Below are 16,469 nucleotides of genomic sequence, written 5' to 3'. Positions count from 1 at the left end.
CCCGACGCTCCGAGGTGCTCGTCAACATGGAACTCTGGGCTGAGATTCGCCGGCGTGTGCTGACTCACGAGATCAGCACGCGCGAGGTCCACCGGCGAATGGTCGTCGGTCCGTCATAACCGCACACCAGGCCACACACCGCGATCACCATGATGTCGATGAACAAGTGATTGCGGTGCTGAGCATGCCGAGGGTCGGTCAGGGACTCGAAATAGGAACCGATCGATTCAACGGTGATCCGCTTGGTTGCAATAGGGCGCACCAGGCTTCCGACGGAGAACGGACCCACGCGTGCGGGCGGCGTGAGAACCACTGCCCAAGTGGTAGAACGGCGCGGCACCGCGCGCAAGTCCACGCAACGTCCCCGGCCGCGCGCGTTGGCCGTGCGCGAGCGATGGCCCGAACCCCGAGGCGCTCGGCCAGCAGCCGACGGACCAGATCTTTGGTGGCCTCCGGGACCGGTCCGGCCTTCGGGCGGCGACGAATTGCCGGTCGCACCCCGGCACCGGAACCCGGGCGTGCCCGAGTGGGTGAGCCCGTTGCGGACCACGTGGGTCGCACCGCAGCGGGGGCACGGCGGAATCGGGGGTTGAGGGGGTGTTGCGTCCGGCATCCCAACGCTTTAGAGCAATCCCAACCGGTGGGCCACTACCGAAAATCGCGCCCGCACCGCAGGGCTCCGACAAATGAAAAGTGATGATTTCTGTCGTGGAGGTCACGCCGCGGTTTGCGTGTTTGGGGTGTCGTCTTTCTCCACTGGCTGCCGTTTCCGGAACGGGCTTCCGGATCGGTCAGTGAAGTACCGACTCAAGCGATCGTCCTCGCTCAGAACGGCCGCCCGGAGTTGCAGGATGGATTCGGCCCCGTCCGGGCGGTTCCAGTGCTTCTGCTTCCCTTTCACACGAGCGCTGAACTCACCCACCAGCGACTCCACCAGGCTGCTCGTCGTCGGCAACCCCTCACGCCGGTATCTCGGGTAGTCCATCCGCTTCTCGTTGTTCCTCAGGTAGCACCTCGCCTCGGCCACCAACCGACGTGGGTCACGGCGGTCCTCCGCCGTCCTTGCCTCACCCGCCGGCGACTCTCCCAGGCGTTCGTGCCACCCGTCCAACTCCACCAGCACCTCGGCGACCCGGCCCTTCCAACACGAACGCATCCACGCCTCGTACTGTCGCCACCCGCCCGACTCGTCCCCGCCCACCGCACGCGCCGACGAGTACACGTAGCACAGCACGTGCAACAGGTCCACGACCGGCTCGAAGTCCCGGAAGTACCCCTCGTGGATCGACCAGTTGTACGCCGCCCCGTCGGCCACGAACGCCCGGCGCCTCGCCTCGTAGAAGTGCCGCTCTTGGGCCTCCGCCGCCACCAACGGGCCGAACGAACAACTCGATCCCAGGCTCGCCACACACGTCCGCACCAACTTCTCCGGTGACCACCGCCCGGCCGACCCGGTCGCGATCGGCTCGACTCCGGCCGTGGTCGATTCGTCCGGGGTTTCTTGGGTATCGTCCCGACCCGAGTGCCCCTTCATCTGGCTCACCAGACGTTGCACCCGGCGGGGGCAGAGGAACGACTCCGGCGGTTCGGGGCACGGGTCGGCGGCGAACGTCGGACCCTTCAACGTGGCCAGACCGGCGATCTTGTCCTCCTTGTTCTGGGCTTCGTGGACACCAGGGGCCGCCCCCGCCGCGCGGGTACGGATGCGCCCCCCATCGACCTCCACCACGACGACCTCGGGAACCACCCCCGTCCGCGAGGCCAGTTGCCGGCGGCGGTGCTCGACCGCCTTCCGGTCCCGTTCGGCGACCAGTTCCGCCCCGACCTTGTGGGCCAGCCGGCGGACCTGGCTCTCGCTGATGCCGACCCGCGACATCTGCACGGCGAAGGTGGCATCGCGGAACGACGCGAACCGGGCGGCGGCGGTGACGATACGCTCGAGGACGGAGGAACTGTACCCGTGCTCATCCAGGCCCAGAGCCGTCCGCAGGGGGGAAAAAGTCCCGGCGGCAGTCGGGACAGTGGGCCTTGCGTTCCGTCTGCTCGACCTCGGCTCCGTCCGCGGTGAGCGGTCGGGTGTGCGGCGTCGTGGGACAGAGCGTGCCGCACGCCGGACACGGCTGTTCGGTGGAGAGCTTGTCGGCCTGCTGTTGGAGCAGCAGTTCGAGTGTGCCCTCGGTGAGTCCCCGGGCCGCGGCGGTGGCGATCTGCTCCATGGCTCGGAAGTCCACGTCGAGTCCGGGGCCGTCGTCGCCGAAGGCCCGCTTGGAGACGATCTTGGCCCACTGCCGGGCGAGGTCGTGGAGTTGGCGGAGTTCCTCGGGCGTGAAGCGGGGCGTCGGCATGGCTCGTCCTGCCTTGAGGTTGCGTCGACGACGGGTTGGGGATTTCCTATCCCGCCCTCGAAACACTGCTAGCCCCCAACAAACCGTGAACTGACCTCTCTGTCGTGACATTTCTCACAAGAGCTTTACGGCTGTTTCCGGCGCTGGTAGCATCAACGGTTCTCCGCGATCAGGTCCGGAAGTTGCGTTCATACGCCCAATTTACGGCCATCATTTGGAGGCAGGTCGTTCCTCTCCCTACGCGGGGACACAACCCGGAGTGTGAGCCGATGTCCTTTCCCAAACATCGTCGTTCGGCGTTTACGCTGATCGAACTGTTAGTCGTCATTGCGATCATCGCGATCCTGATCGGCCTGCTACTACCCGCGGTCCAGAAGGTCCGCGAAGCGGCCGCGCGCATGAAATGTTCTAACAACCTCAAACAGCTCGGGCTGGCGCTCCACGCCCACCACGACGCGGCGAACGGCTTCCCGGCCGGTTGGAAGACGACGGGCAACTCCTCAACGGGGTACTGGGGCTGGAGCGTTTGGGTGCTCCCGTACCTGGAACAACAGAACCTTTACAACCAACTGAGCCCGACCACCCGCACGTTTCAAGCGGCGTTCCAGAGCAACCTCACACTCTTTCAGACCCCGCTCTCCGTGTACATGTGCCCGTCGGACACCGTGGCCCCTCTGAACACCAACCGCCAGTTTTTGGTGATGACCGGTACGAAGACGCCCGTCGCCATCTCCAACTACCCCGGTAGCGGCGGCAACGACGGGGACACCGGGCTGTTTCAGGGCGACAAGCAGATCCGGATCGGCGACGTCAGCGACGGGACGAGCAACACGCTGGCGGTCGGCGAGCGGAAGAGCAAGGACAACGGGTTCGCGGCTCTGTGGGCCGGGTTCAGCGAGGCGTCCGGCGAGACCGTCGGCGGGTCGGGCGGCGCGCAGGGGTGCGTCCGCGCGTACACCTACTACCGGATGCCGGACGGGGTGACCAACACCGGCGTCACGTACCCGGACCTGGCTTACAGCAGCCAGCACACGGGCGGGACCAACTTCGCCCTGTGCGACGGTTCAGTTCGGTTCATCAGTACCGGCATCGCCTGGACCGACCCCAACACCCCCAAGACGTCCTCGGCGTTCGGGACGTTCAACCGGCTCGGCGACCGGGCCGACGGGCTGCCGGTGTCCGATTTTTGACACCGAACCAACCCGGAGGACGCACTCATGCACGTTGGACGAACGAAGCTTTTCGCCCTCGCGGGCGCAATTGCGGTCGCGCTGGCCGGCTGCTCGAAGAACGACGGCGGGAACGATTACGACCGCATGATGGAGCAGAAGCAAGGCGCGGCGACCTCGCTCGCCGGGTCCGGGGCGAAGACCCACGAGAAACAGTACACGCTCGGCAAGGCGTGGGTGGTCGATTTGCGCGGGTTGACGATCACCGACGGCCTCATCCAAGAGGTCAAAAAGTTGGGTAACGTCGCCGAACTCGACATGGGTCGATCGACGGTGACCGACGACCAACTCAAGTTGATGCACGAGCTGGGGCTTCACACGCTCCTGGTCAAGCTCGATCTGAGCCAGACCGCGGTGACCGACACCGGGCTGGGCCATCTGGAGGGAAGCATTTTCCTGGCGGAGTTGAACTTGACGGGAACGAAGGTCACTCCGGCAGCCGCTCAGCGGTTTAAGAAGACCCGCGAGGCGGACCCCAAGTCCAGGGTGAAGGTGACGAACGTCAAGTTGTGAGCGGCTCACCGCCCCCAACCTCAACCGCCCCCGCACGACCACGATCGCGCGGGGGCGGTTCGTTTTCGGAGAAGCGGTTCGAGGATCTCGCGCCGGATCGTGGTATTCGATAGTTGAGGTGCGTAGCGCACACGATCATCACCCCACACTACGGAGCGCCTCCCAGAAGTTCCGGTCGGCGACGGACGGCGTCGAGCAACCGGTCGGCGATGAGCCGTTGCCCCAGCGCGTTGGGATGGCGATCCGCTTCGCTCAATTTCACTTCGGCCGGCTTTCGGCCGTCCGCCCAGTCCGACAGATCGACGACGACCAGCCCGGCGCGCTCGGCCGTCCGCACCAGTTCCGCTTTCAAGCCGGCCGGTTCCGCGACGCCCGGCATCGGGACGTAGACCCACGCCGCGAAGATCCCCCGCCGCCGGCACTCGTCGGCCAGATCCCGATAGACGGCGAGCACGATCTCCGGTGCGAGTGGCTGAAATTTGGCTTGGGCCTCGCCCGGCGGGGTCTCTGCTGTGACACCAGCTTTCCGCACCACCTCCCGCAAACCCGGGTACGGCAGCTCGGTGCCGTTGGCAACGAGTTTCGTCAGGTGGGGGACCGGGCCGAGGAACTCGTCCTGGTGGGCGACGATGTAAACGACGTCCGGGTCGAACCCGATCACCTTGCGGTCCAGGAGCACGCGGCGGTGGATGGCGAAGCTCTTTCCCGTCCCGAAGTTGAGCACCTCGTACCGCGGAGCGCCGGGCGCCCGCCGCGCGTTCAGGCCGGCCTCTGACAGGTGCGGAAACGTCTCGTCGTCGGCCACCCCGTAGCCCATCACCACGCTCGACCCGACGACCACGATCCGGCGCACGCCCGGCGCCTTTTCTCGAACGCGGTCGGGCCGGTCCCGCATCCCGAATTGATTGACGGAGATCGGGCGACCGGCCAGTTCGCCGCGCCAGCCGGGGATGAGTTCCTGTTCGAGCAGGTCGTCGGCGGGTCGGGTCATGTCGGTGTACTGGGTCTGTCGGGGCGGCGCCCGACCCTCGATCTCCTCCAGCCACGCCCCGGCCCGCACCGGCGTGTCGGCAATTTCCTCGTAATAACCCTGAACCGCGCGGGCCGCTTCGACCGGCGTCACCGATTCGCGCTGGAGTTCGCCGATCTTGCGCGCGGTCGTCGCGCCTAGTTCTTCCGCGACTTCGGGCCTACCTACCGCGACGACCGCTGCGAGGATCACGAACTGCGCGACCGCCACCCGCACCGGAGGGGCCTCGAAGTTCGCGAGGCGCGGGCGGGCGGCGATCCACTTGGCGACCGCGCCGACGGCGATCAGCCCGGCCGCCACGACCGCGACGGGCCACGCCGTCGCGAGCCACTCGGCGTTCGTGACCTGCGTTCGCAATAGGAAGAGGAAACTGGGGGTGCTCCAACACGCCCAGAAGAAGCTCACCAAAGCGAACATCCCGACGACGCGGGCCGCGTGGAGCGCTGCGGCGCGGGCCGACGTGTCCGGTGCGGGCCGGGGCTCGCGGGCGCGGGCTAGATCGCGCCGGATGTTCCACGCGACCAGCGCCCCGACGACCAGCCACAAAACCGCGTCGGCCCCGCGCACCGGGAGCCGACCAGTGAGCCAGAACACCTGATAGGCGTGCAGCGCCCACGTCACCGCGAACGCCCACAGTGCCGCCACGACGACCGCGGTCCGCGTGCCCAGGCGCCGGGCCGCGAAGAACGCGGGGAAGAAGAACAGCTTCGCGACGAACTCCTTCCAGGGGATGTTGATCCGCCGCCAGATGTCGGTAAAGCTCGACGCCAGGAAGTAATTGTGGTGGGTCCGCGGCAACCCGAACCCGAACAGGCGGAACAGCCCCGTAATGATGTGGAAGTACCCGGAAACGTGCAGGTATAGCGCGTAGTTGGCAGCGAGGAACAGCGCCGCGGTCGGCGCGTCGCCGAGTTGGTGCGGCGAAGGCAGTACGTAGTATTTGACGACGCGGTACGCGAGTAGGTGTGACAACCCGCGGACGACGTACACGAGCCCGCCTTGGGCGAACCGCCAGTCCGCGTCCGGGCGATAAGTGTCGCGGAGGGTGCGGAAATCGACGATCGGAAAGAACAGGAAGCACACGTTCTGGAACGGGAAGAAGTACGCCGCGGTGATCGCGAGCGGCGGCCGTCGGGCCTCGCGCCTCAGTTCGTGGAGGTAGACGATCAGCCGGAACATGAACATCGACCCGAGAACCGGCCAGAACGTCTGGCTCACGTCGAGCCGGAACAGCGCGAGCGCGCCCCCGACGAACGCGACCGCGGACGCCCGCAGCGCGAACGGGGCCGGCAGGTGGCAGAGCGCGATCAGTCCGCTGCCGATACCGATGACGATCGCGCCGTCGGCCCACCCGAGTACGAAACAGATCGTCACCAGCGACAGGAGGCAGAAGAACGCGAGGCGGAACCGGGGCGGCAGGGCCGCGTGAACGAGCCACCCGCCGGCCGCGACGCACAGGACCGGGAAGAGGTGGAGCCGGTACCCGACCTCGTAGTCACGGACGACGAGCAGGACGAGCACGAGCTGCGCCGCGACGAGGGCCAAGCCCCCGACCGCCGCGGCGCGGGTCGAATCGCCCGCCGCAGCGGTTGCGTCTGGCTCTCCCATCTCGCCCCCCGCACGAACCCCGAACGTGTCCCGCGAGTGTATCGAGCGTCGCGGCGCGCCGCCACCCGCTCTCAAACGCACCGGCATGGCCGTGGCCAGCTTCAGAACAGAGGCGTGCGTTCGGTTTATATTTAATCTGTACTTTCCGCATCTTTATGTGTCTGCGACAACTGATGGCGTCGTCTTTCGTAGCCAACTATGCCAGTCCAGAATTGTCACCTCGCTCGCCAGCCCTCGATAAGGGCAGTGAGCCGCACCAGCGATTCGCGAACCCGCGCCTCCTCTCCGTGTTGTAATCGGAAATACGCTGCTTCCGCGGCGCGCTTCAGTCCGAGGTAGTTCGCAACATTTGAGGGCTGGGAGCCGCTCCCGGGCGTGGAATCCCATTCCCTCAGCACCAGTTCGCGATCGAGGCCGGAGAGCTCGACGTCGGCTGTATCCAGTCGCTCTTGTGTCGCGACCCAGTCAAGAACGCCCTCCCTGGAGGGGTGCCCTCGTCCCCCTCTGAGCAATGCGATGGCGTCGGCGTGCAGGTTCCACAGGCACGCACCAGGGGCGTTGAAATCGCTGGACAGGAAGGGGTACAGGGTCACCCGCGTTGCGGCGACGAGGTCCGCCGGGAGATCAAGCCGCGGTCCCGCGTCGCGGCCGAGCGGCTCACCGGGTTGACCCCGGTACATGTAGTCGAGGAAGCCGTACTGCTGCCGGTACTCTTCCGTCGTCTTCCAGCCGTAGTGCAGGCGGGGGTGCTCGGGCGTGTACCCGGCGCCGGCGTCCGCCGCCAAGAAGAAGACGAACTCCCCGCCGCTCAGCAGGGGCAGGTGCTTGTACCAACTGTGTGCCCAGCTAACGTGGGCCACGAACTGGGCAAGTTGCTCATCCGACGGTGGCCGGAGGGACAGGATCTCGTCCCGTGTCACCACACGTCTGCCGCTGTTGTCGCCAACCAATTCCATTGGCTTCCCTACTCGCCCGGATCGCCCCGCCTCTGTGCCCGGGTTGAAGGCGGATAGCATGACCGACTCCGTCCTGAACGGAGTCGGTCATGCTATCATCGCACCTGCTCCCCTCGCCGTGCCACTGGTTTTCCCGCCCGGCGTCGGCCCTCGATCCGCGCTCGGTTCCGCGTCTGGCGTGGCTACTCGTCGGGGCCGTTCTGGTGCGAGGCCTTCGTAGTGCGGCAGCCCTACGGTAAGACGTTCCACATAGAACAATTGGACGAACCCGCGCACCTGACTCGTAGCGTGAACCGGACACGCGAGGCCCTGACGTGACTGCTACCGGCGGAAGAGCCGATTGCTCGCGAAGCGCCGATCGCGTGCCGCCGTTCTGGGCCGGGTGTGGGGCCGTAGCGTGGTGGCGGCTGCTGCGGCGCGGGCGGTTCGCGGTCGATCGATCGCGGGTGCGGCGCGCGGCATTCATTTCGGCGTCGAGTCTCGCGCAGACCGCGCTCGGGTTCGCGCAGGGCGTACTGCACGGTCGCGAAATTGCCGAAACGGAGGCGCGGGCCCCGGTGTTCGTGCTCGGCCACTGGCGCACCGGCACCACGCTGCTCCACGAACTGCTCGCGTGCGACCCGCGGTTCGCGGCGCCGACGACCTACGACTGCTTCAACCCGCACCACTTCCTGCTCACGCGGTCGTGGCTGCCACCCCTACTCCGACGGTTCTCACCGACGCGCCGGCCGATGGACGCCGTGCTCGCGGGGTGGGAGCGCCCGCAAGAGGACGAGTTCGCGCTGGTGCTGTTGGGGCAGCCGTCACCATACGAGCGGATCGCGTTCCCCAACGAACCCGAAGCCGGTACTGCGGCGCTGGACCTGCACAATTTGCCGACGAGATCGCGGGCCGAATGGGAGCGCACCTTCCGGCGCTTCGTGCAGGCGCTGACGCTCGCGAACCGTGGCCGGCAGCTCGTCCTCAAGTCGCCGCCCCACACCGCGCGGGTGCCGACGCTGCTGAAGCTGTTCCCGCAATCGCGGCTCGTCCATCTGGTCCGTGACCCATACGCGGTGTACGCCTCGACCCTCAACCTCTGGCGCGTGCTTGGCGCTGCGCACGGCCTCCAAACCCCGCTGTGGGAAGGACTACCCGAATACGTCCTGAGCACGTTCGAGCGGATGTACCGCGCGTTCGATAGCGCCCGCGAGCTGATCCCGCACGGGCACCTTCACGAACTTCGGTACGAGGATCTGGTTCGAGAACCTGTGGCACGATTAGAGGAAATGTACCGCGCGTTGGGCCTGGGCGACTTCGAGCCGGCGCGGGGGCCGGTCTCGGACTATTTGTCGCGGGTGGCCGGCCACGAGAGCGCCGCTCATGTCGTGACCGCGGACGAGCGCCGCGCGATCAACGACCGCTGGGGCGATTATTGCCGGCGGTACGGCTATCCGCTTCGGGCGAGTTGAACGTCGGTCACGGCTTCTTTTGCCGCGCGACCTCTTCCGCGAGGTAGCGGGCGAGCGAGTCGATGGTGGGATGAGCGACCAGCGGGTTCGTGCGGAACCGGTAGCCGAGCCACTTCTCCAGGTCCGCGGCGAGTGCGATCAGCGCGACCGAGTCCAGCCCGTGGCGCGTCAGCGGCGCGCCCGCGTCCACCTCGTCGGTCGGAATGTTCGTCAAGTGACTCACCCGCGTGACGATCCAGGTTCGGATTTCTTCCGCAGTCGGCGTCATGTCGGCTTGACCCTCCACGTCCTCAACTCGCCGCACTCATACGCGGCCCGGCAACTCGCCCTGCGGACCTTTCCGCTCGATGTCTTCGGTACGCTGCCGGCCTCAACCAGTACGACATCGTACACCTGCAACTCGTGCCGTTCGGCCACGGCCTGGCGCACGTCACCGGCCAGTTGCGCCCCGTCCGCGGACCGGAACCGGCGCTCGACCTCTTGAACGACGACCAGCCGCGGTTGCCCGTCGCGGGCCACCTCGAATGCGGCGCCGCACCCGGGTCGGAACGCCGCGTTCGAGGCCTGTACCGTCGCCTCGATGTCGTGCGGGTAATGGTTCCGCCCGCGGATCACGATTACGTCCTTCGTCCGCCCGGTGACGAACAGTTCGCCGTCCCGCAGGAAGCCGAGGTCGCCGGTGCGCAGGTACGGGCCGCTGCCGTCCGCGAGCCGCGCGCGGAACGTTTCCTCTGTCAGGTCGGGGCGGTTCCAGTAGCCGCGCGCGACCGACGGTCCGCGAACCCAGATCTCGCCGATCGCGCCGGCCGGCACCTGTGCCCGCGACTCCGGCCCCACGACGCAGACTTCCTGATCGAGCCACGGACCCCCGCACCCAACGACCGGCACCGCGCCCTCGCTCGCGGCGTCGAGGGCGCGCCCCTGTTCGAGCGCACGCGGATCGAGACGGCGCACGACGGGCGGGGCCGTCCGCCCACCGCCGGTTACGAACACGGTCGATTCGGCCAGCCCGTAGCACGGGTAGAATGCCGCGGGCGCGAAGCCGGCCGGCGCGAACGCCGCCGCGAACCGCTCCATCGTTTCCGGATTGATGGGTTCCGACCCGATCGCCGCGACGCTCCAGGCGCTGAGGTCGAGCGCGGCCCGCTCTTCAGGGCTGCTGCGCTGCACGCACGCGTCGTAGCCGAAGTTCGGGCCGCCACTGGTGTCGGCCCGGTAGCGGCTGATCGCACGCAGCCAGTTGAGCGGGTTCTGGAGGAACGCGAGCGGCGACATGAGCACCAGCGCCGCGCCGAGGTAGACGGTTTGCAGCACGCCGCCGACCAGCCCGAGGTCGTGGTACGGTGGCAGCCAGTTCACGCCCACCCCGACGTGCCGAAAGTGCTCCAGGGCCGTCGCGATCACGCGCTGGTTGTGCATCAGGTTCCGGTGCGCGATCATCACGCCCTTCGGCTCGGACGTCGAGCCGGACGTGTACTGGAGCAGCGCCAGCGCGTCGGGATCGAACCGCGGCTCGCGCCACCGGTTCGCGCCGGCGGGGTCGAGGTCGTCGGTAACGATACAGGGCAGTTGTGCGAGCGCGGGAGCTGCGCCCCCGGTGGGGATGTACGGCGCGACGACCCGGTCCGCCAAGATCACCCGGGGCGCGCAGTCGGCCGCGACGTGACTGAGGGCGCGCCAGCCCTCGGCGATCTGTCCCGGCCGCGGGGGGTACGCGGGCACCGGGACGACGCCCGCGTACTGACAGCCGAAGAACGCGGACACGAACGCCAGCCCCGGCGCGAACACGAGCAGCGCCCGGTCGCCGGGTTCGCACACGTCCCGGAGGGCCGCGGCGACTGTGCGGGCTTCGCGGTCGAGGGTCGCGTAGTCGAGCCACGGCCCCTCGTGCTCGCCGTCGGTCAGGAAGCAGTACGCGCGGGCGCCGGGCGTTCGCGCCGCCCGGATCAGCAGCACCTCGGCCATCGTGCCCGCGGCGTGCGCGGAGTCGTTCGCGAACAAGGCAGCCTCCGGTTACTTGCCGTCCTTCTTCGCGGGCGGTTCGTATTTTTTAACCACGAACTGGTACGGCTGCGGCTTTGCCACGTTGCGCTGCATCTCGACGATCTTCGTGTCGAACTCGCCGGACTGTTTTCCGAGTTGCCCGGCCGCCGGGGAGCCCGGGATGGCCGCGCGGAGCTGCGCCCCTGCGGAAAGCACCTCGTACCGGGCGTCGGTGAGCGCCTTCAGCGCGTTGGCCTGCGCGTTCCACGGCCCGCCGGGTTGCCACGGGTCGGCCGTCGCGGACGCGAGGTCCACCCCGCCCGCCAACTGCTCTGCGGTGAACACCCCGAGCCCGCGCCCGTCCGCGGTCACCTCGTATCGGCCCTTCGGCAGGCTCTTCACCGTGAGGAGGTAGCGGTTCAGTTCGGAGGGCACGGGAACGTAGCGGTAGTTGAGCGCGTAAAAGATGCCGTAGTTGAACGGCAGCCCCTCGTCGAGCCGGGTGAACTCCAGGGCGCCGTCCCGCGACGTGAGATCCTTGACGGCGCAGCCCTTCGCGGCGACGAGCTTCGCTCCGTCGGCGTCGACCGTGACGGCCGAGACGTCGGCGGGCGCGCCCAGCCCCTTGAGAATCGCATACGCCATCGCGAGCTGGCCGAGGTCGTTCAGGTGGACCCCGTCGGGCGCGTGCAGCGTGTCGTGCTTGGCCTTGTCCGCGACCTTGGCGTTCGCAGCCCAGATCGACTTCTGGACGCCGCGCATGGCGCGCTGAATGTCGATCGCGTGTCCGCCGAGCGACCGCGACAGCTCCATCCCGTCGTCGCACATCTTCTGGAGGTACCCGGCCTCGGACTTCGCCGGGTCTTCGGCCGTGGCTGCCGCCGAACAGATGTAAACGCGAACCTCGCGCTTCTTGCACGCCTCCACGATGCCGCGGATGCCGTCCAGATACGCCTTCTTGTGTTCGGCGTCGGCCTTGGTGCCCCAGCCGATGTCGTTGATGCCGTATGCAACGGTAACGACCGTCGGTTTGTGTGCGAGGACGTCGCGCTCGAGGCGCTTCAGCCCGCCGGCAGCGGTGTCGCCCCCGACCCCGGCGTTGACGAACCGCACCTTTCGGTCGGGGTAGCGCAGCAGCGTGTAGTTCTCGACGATCTTTCCATACGTTTGGGCCGCGGTGATACTGTCGCCCAGGAACACGACCGTGTCGCCGTCGCGCAGGGCGAACTCGTCCGCTCGGATCGCGGAGATCGGAAGGAGAACTGTAAGAACGGCCAGGAGGTATCTCGGGGATCGCATGAGTTGTCCCGGAAGAAGTATGAAGGTGCCGTTCAAGCTAATATAGGCTAATTGACCGTCCCATAGGGCCATGAGGCCTTGCGGTAACGAAACGGGGCATCGTCGTTGGTCGGGCGGAGGCGCCAGAGCATGAGCCGAATCATGTCCTCGGACATGCGGGCATCGCGTCCGAGGACGGGCTGCGACAGATCGATCCGCCCTCCGATGGGATCAGTTTCGATCAGCCCCTTCTTCCGCGCCCACGGTACGGCGGCGAGGATCAGTGTCCCGGCGTGGGCCTTGCTGGTGTTGTTCCAGTTGTCCTGCTTGCCGAGCTACTCTTCCACCGCGAGCGGCTCAGGTCTCGCACCCGGAGTTTCCCGAACTTCGCCGTGAACCCGCGGGCCATGACCTCGAACACTCCCGGTGCGCCGCTCTTGCGGGCCGCCTTCAGGTGCGCGCGGTACTGGTTCATCAGGGCGGAAACGAGATAATCATCTGTGCCCTTCCCGTCGTCCTGGGCGACGAGCCTGCGGAACCTGTCGAGTGCTTCACGGTAAGTCGAGCCGGCCCGCGGGCGAGGAAGTGCTGGTCACCTGCGATCGAGCAACCGTAGGCTTTCTTCGACTTCAGTACCGCACCGACGGTTTCGGGCCGGGCTTCATGGTGATATCCTGAAAGGTCCGGGATGTTGGCGGGAGGGAGAGCACATACTGAACGTTGTCACACACAGAACAGCAAGCCGTGACCGAATTCATGATAATCAAGACGCAAAATGCTGGCAAATAAGGAGATAAAACCACCATGAACTACATCGACCCGCATGATTTATTGCCGACTTGATCATATCTAAGGTGCTGACGAAGCAAGGACTTGGGTCGATCATGTGGATGTGCTGAACGCGCGCTTTTTGGCTACCGTTTCCACTGTTTCCAGCTTATTCGGCACATCCCGGCATCAGGACGCACGGGCGAAGAAAACGCAGCGGCACCGCAGTCCGGGGTTTGACTCGGAACGCCGTGTCCGTCCGTTACCTCCGGGTAAGCTGCTTGAGAGGGTCGTGCGCTCGGCAATCCGAGTCAGCGGAACCGGCGATGGCCACGCAGGTTGCTACCCCCTCCCCCGCGCGGTAAACTCACCCTCAAACTCTGCCCCCGAGGAACAGCTCATCATGGGTGACTTCGACGGTTTGGTCCTCGTCGGGCGGAGCGCTCTGTTTCGAGCAGTGTGTCTTTGACGGCAGGTCCATGACGCTGACTGACTTCCACAGCGCGTTCTTCGCCCACGAACTGACTAAACGATGCCCCTCCGACAGCATCGAGAAGTTCGCCGGTGCCCTCGTTGATGCTCAGGTCAAGCTCCATCCCCACCAAGTCGAGGCCGCGCTATTCGCGTTCCGCTCCCCGCTCTCCCGAGGGGCGATGCTCGCAGACGAAGTCGGGCTCGGGAAGACGATCGAGGCCGGGCTGGTGATCTCCCAGAAGTGGGCAGAGCGTAAGCGAAAGCTCCTGGTCATCACCCCGTCGAACCTCCGCAAGCAGTGGCACCAGGAAATGCAGGAGAAGTTCTCCCTGCCCTGTCGCATCCTGGAAGCCAGGTCGTATAAGGCGGCAGTCAGGAGCGGCACGCCCTCTCCGTTTGAGCCTGCCGACGCAGTGGTTATCTGCTCTTACCAGTTCGCGAAGACAAAGGCCGCCGACCTTACCGCCGTGCTGTGGGACCTCGTGGTCATCGACGAAGCCCACCGGCTCAGAAACGTCTACAAGCCGTCGAATGTGATCGCCAACGTCCTGAAGAACGCACTCGCCGCCGCTCCAAAGCTCCTGCTGACTGCTACGCCGCTTCAGAACTCGCTGCTCGAGCTGTTCGGGCTGGTGAGCTTTATCGACGAGCACGCTTTCGGAGATCTGAAGAGCTTCCGGGAACAGTTCGCCAACCTGAGCGAGGAGGAAGTATTCGAGGCGCTCAAGGCTCGGCTCCGGCCGATCTGCCACCGTAGCCTACGGAGGCAGGTGGTCGAATACGTTCCGTTCACGAAACGTCACGCGATGGTCGAGGAGTTCACGCCTGCGGACAGTGAGGATCTACTTTACAACGAGGTTTCCGCGTACCTGCGCCGTGACAACCTGCAGGCGCTCCCGACCAGCCAGCGATCCCTGATGACAATGGTGCTCCGCAAGCTGCTCGCGTCATCCACGTTTGCCATCGCTGGCGCGCTGGAGACGCTGATTGCCCGACTCAAAGGTAAGCTTGTCACAAAGGCTCCAGTGACGTCCCTCGAAGAGGAGTTCGAGGAAGAATACGAAGGGCTTGACGAGACGGCAGAAGAGTGGGGGGAGGAGGAAGACGACGAGCCCCCGCTCTCTGACAGTGACCAGGCTGCGATCGATCAAGAGGTTCGCGACCTCGAAGGATTCCGTGACCTCGCGATGAACATCACTCAGAACGCGAAAGGCTTCGCGCTGCTGACCGCGCTCGGCAAGGCCTTCGAAGAGGCGGATCGCCTCGGAGCCGCCCGCAAGGCGATCATCTTCACGGAGTCCCGAAAGACTCAGGACTACATTCTGCGGCTTCTGGGCAACAGCCCCTATCGCGACGGAATTGTCCTCTTCAACGGCTCGAACACGGACATCGGATCGAAGGCGATCTACGCCGAATGGGTGAAAAAGCACGCCAACACGGAGAAGGTGTCCGGCTCACGCACGGCCGACATGCGGTCTGCCCTCGTGGACTACTTCCGCGACACTGGCTCAATCATGATCGCCACTGAGGCAGGGGCGGAGGGTATCAACCTCCAATTCTGCTCCCTGGTAGTGAACTACGACCTGCCGTGGAACCCGCAGCGGATCGAGCAGCGGATCGGGCGATGCCACCGCTACGGCCAGAAGTTCGACGTAGTGGTCGTGAACTTTATCAACCTGAAAAATGATGCCGACCGACGCGTGTTCGAGCTGCTGGACGAGAAGTTCAAGCTCTTTGAGGGCGTTTTCGGGGCGAGCGACGAGGTGCTTGGGGCGATCGAGTCGGGCGTTGATTTCGAGAAACGGATCGCAGAAATCTATCAAGGATGCCGCACAGCGCAGGAAATTTCCGAGTCGTTCGTCCACCTCCAGCGGGAGTTGACCTTACAGATAAACGAGGCGATGACAAAAACCCGCCGTCAGCTTCTGGAGAATTTCGACGATGAGGTTCACGAAAAGCTGAGGATCAGCAAGAGCGAGAGCGACGGTTATCAATCCGGCTACGAGCGGATGCTGATGCGGATGACCCGCCACGAGCTGAACGGCCATGCGCAGTTCAACACTGACGACACGGCTTTCGAGCTTCGGGCAAACCCGTTTCCCGACTTGCACATGCCGATGGGGCGATACGAACTCCCTCGGCGAAGTGGCGAATCGCATCTGTACCGAATCGGGCACACGCTTGCACAACGCCTGCTTCACCAAGCGCGAGAGAAAGTGCTTCCTCCAGCCGAAATCGTATTCGATTACGCGGGGGTATTTCCGCGAGTCGCGGCTTTTCAGGCGTACAGAAACCTGTCCGGGGAGTTGCTCGTTCAGCGGCTTAGCATCGAATCGATGGACCAGGGTGAAGACCACATGATGGTCGCCGCGATCACCGACAACGGAAAAATTCTGCCCTCCGATTTTGCTTGCAAGTTTTTCCTCATGGCGGCTTCAGCGGTCAATGACCTGTCGGCATTTCCCCCAGACGAGCGACTCGTCGCCGAAATCGAGCGTCAACAGGCTGCTATCCGACGAACGATTTCCGAGCGGAACGGCAAGCTGTTCGAGGAAGAAGCCTCGAAGCTTGATGGGTGGGCTGACGACCTGAAGGTAGGACTGGAACGGGAAATCAGGGATCTGGACAGGCAACTGAAGGAAGCCAAGAGGGCTGCTTCGGCAGCTCTGACGCTTGAGGAGAAGCTGGCCGGGCAGAGGTAGGTCAGAACGCTCGAATCGCTAAGGAATGCAAAGCGCAAGTCGCTGTTCGCCGCGCAGGACGAGGTTGAAGCTCGACGTGACGCGCTCATCAGGAAGGTGGAAGGCAAGCTGGAGCAAACCGTCAGTCAGCGA

General features: G+C 65.5%; 12 protein-coding genes and 1 pseudogene. 4 read left to right on the top strand and 9 right to left on the bottom strand.

Features of this window, described 5'->3' with window-relative positions; all coding sequences use genetic code 11:
• Positions 1-64: 64 nt before the first annotated feature.
• The 4 genes and pseudogenes from J8F10_RS03745 to J8F10_RS03735 form a co-directional block, all read right to left on the bottom strand.
• Complete coding sequence (locus J8F10_RS03745) at positions 65-355, bottom strand: transposase family protein (protein WP_210652533.1); 291 nt, start codon at positions 353-355, stop codon at positions 65-67.
• Positions 356-508: 153 nt separating this feature from the next.
• A pseudogene (locus J8F10_RS41085) lies at positions 509-613 on the bottom strand (transposase-like zinc-binding domain-containing protein); the annotation flags it as partial.
• Between the two features lie 102 nt (positions 614-715).
• A complete protein-coding gene (locus tag J8F10_RS03740; protein ID WP_210661683.1) occupies positions 716-1,876 on the bottom strand; it encodes a LysR family transcriptional regulator in 1,161 nt (386 codons plus the stop codon).
• 88 nt (positions 1,877-1,964) lie between these two features.
• The gene (locus tag J8F10_RS03735) at positions 1,965-2,345 is read right to left on the bottom strand and encodes a hypothetical protein (RefSeq protein WP_210651472.1); all 381 of its coding nucleotides are present in this window, start codon (positions 2,343-2,345) and stop codon (positions 1,965-1,967) included.
• 269 nt (positions 2,346-2,614) lie between these two features.
• Between J8F10_RS03735 and J8F10_RS03730 the strand changes: the two genes are divergently transcribed.
• The gene (locus J8F10_RS03730; protein WP_210652532.1) at positions 2,615-3,535 is read left to right on the top strand and encodes a DUF1559 domain-containing protein; all 921 of its coding nucleotides are present in this window, start codon (positions 2,615-2,617) and stop codon (positions 3,533-3,535) included.
• A 27-nt stretch (positions 3,536-3,562) separates the two neighbouring features.
• Positions 3,563-4,087, top strand: coding sequence for a hypothetical protein (locus J8F10_RS03725; protein WP_210652531.1), 525 nt, complete (start codon positions 3,563-3,565; stop codon positions 4,085-4,087).
• A 148-nt stretch (positions 4,088-4,235) separates the two neighbouring features.
• Here J8F10_RS03725 and J8F10_RS03720 read toward each other — a convergent pair whose 3' ends face one another.
• Both J8F10_RS03720 and J8F10_RS03715 read right to left on the bottom strand, forming a co-directional pair.
• The gene (locus tag J8F10_RS03720) at positions 4,236-6,725 is read right to left on the bottom strand and encodes a hypothetical protein (protein ID WP_210652530.1); all 2,490 of its coding nucleotides are present in this window, start codon (positions 6,723-6,725) and stop codon (positions 4,236-4,238) included.
• 215 nt (positions 6,726-6,940) lie between these two features.
• Entirely contained in the window at positions 6,941-7,681 is a 741-nt protein-coding gene (locus J8F10_RS03715) for a hypothetical protein (RefSeq protein ID WP_210652529.1), read from the bottom strand.
• A 314-nt stretch (positions 7,682-7,995) separates the two neighbouring features.
• Between J8F10_RS03715 and J8F10_RS03710 the strand changes: the two genes are divergently transcribed.
• A complete protein-coding gene (locus J8F10_RS03710; RefSeq protein WP_210652528.1) occupies positions 7,996-9,132 on the top strand; it encodes a sulfotransferase family protein in 1,137 nt (378 codons plus the stop codon).
• A gap of 7 nt (positions 9,133-9,139) precedes the next feature.
• Here J8F10_RS03710 and J8F10_RS03705 read toward each other — a convergent pair whose 3' ends face one another.
• Genes J8F10_RS03705 through J8F10_RS03695 form a run of 3 tightly spaced genes read right to left on the bottom strand, consistent with a single transcriptional unit; the run spans position 9,140 to position 12,414 of the window.
• Positions 9,140-9,400, bottom strand: coding sequence for an acyl carrier protein (locus J8F10_RS03705; protein WP_210652527.1), 261 nt, complete (start codon positions 9,398-9,400; stop codon positions 9,140-9,142).
• Positions 9,397-11,133 carry a fatty acyl-AMP ligase gene (locus J8F10_RS03700; protein WP_210652526.1) on the bottom strand — a complete coding sequence of 579 codons (1,737 nt, stop codon included), beginning with the start codon at positions 11,131-11,133 and terminating at the stop codon, positions 9,397-9,399. The genes J8F10_RS03705 and J8F10_RS03700 overlap by 4 nt, the downstream gene beginning before the upstream one ends.
• Before the next feature lie 12 nt (positions 11,134-11,145).
• Entirely contained in the window at positions 11,146-12,414 is a 1,269-nt protein-coding gene (locus J8F10_RS03695; RefSeq protein WP_210652525.1) for an SGNH/GDSL hydrolase family protein, read from the bottom strand.
• 1,226 nt (positions 12,415-13,640) lie between these two features.
• Between J8F10_RS03695 and J8F10_RS03690 the strand changes: the two genes are divergently transcribed.
• Positions 13,641-16,337, top strand: coding sequence for an SNF2-related protein (locus tag J8F10_RS03690; RefSeq protein ID WP_210652524.1), 2,697 nt, complete (start codon positions 13,641-13,643; stop codon positions 16,335-16,337).
• The last annotated feature ends 132 nt before the right edge of the window (positions 16,338-16,469 follow it).

Origin of the sequence: Gemmata palustris (genome assembly GCF_017939745.1) — a bacterium.
GTDB classification, from domain to species: domain Bacteria; phylum Planctomycetota; class Planctomycetia; order Gemmatales; family Gemmataceae; genus Gemmata; species Gemmata palustris.
The sequence above is the reverse complement of the archived record's forward strand: the minus strand, read 5'-3'. Positions and strand labels throughout refer to the sequence as shown.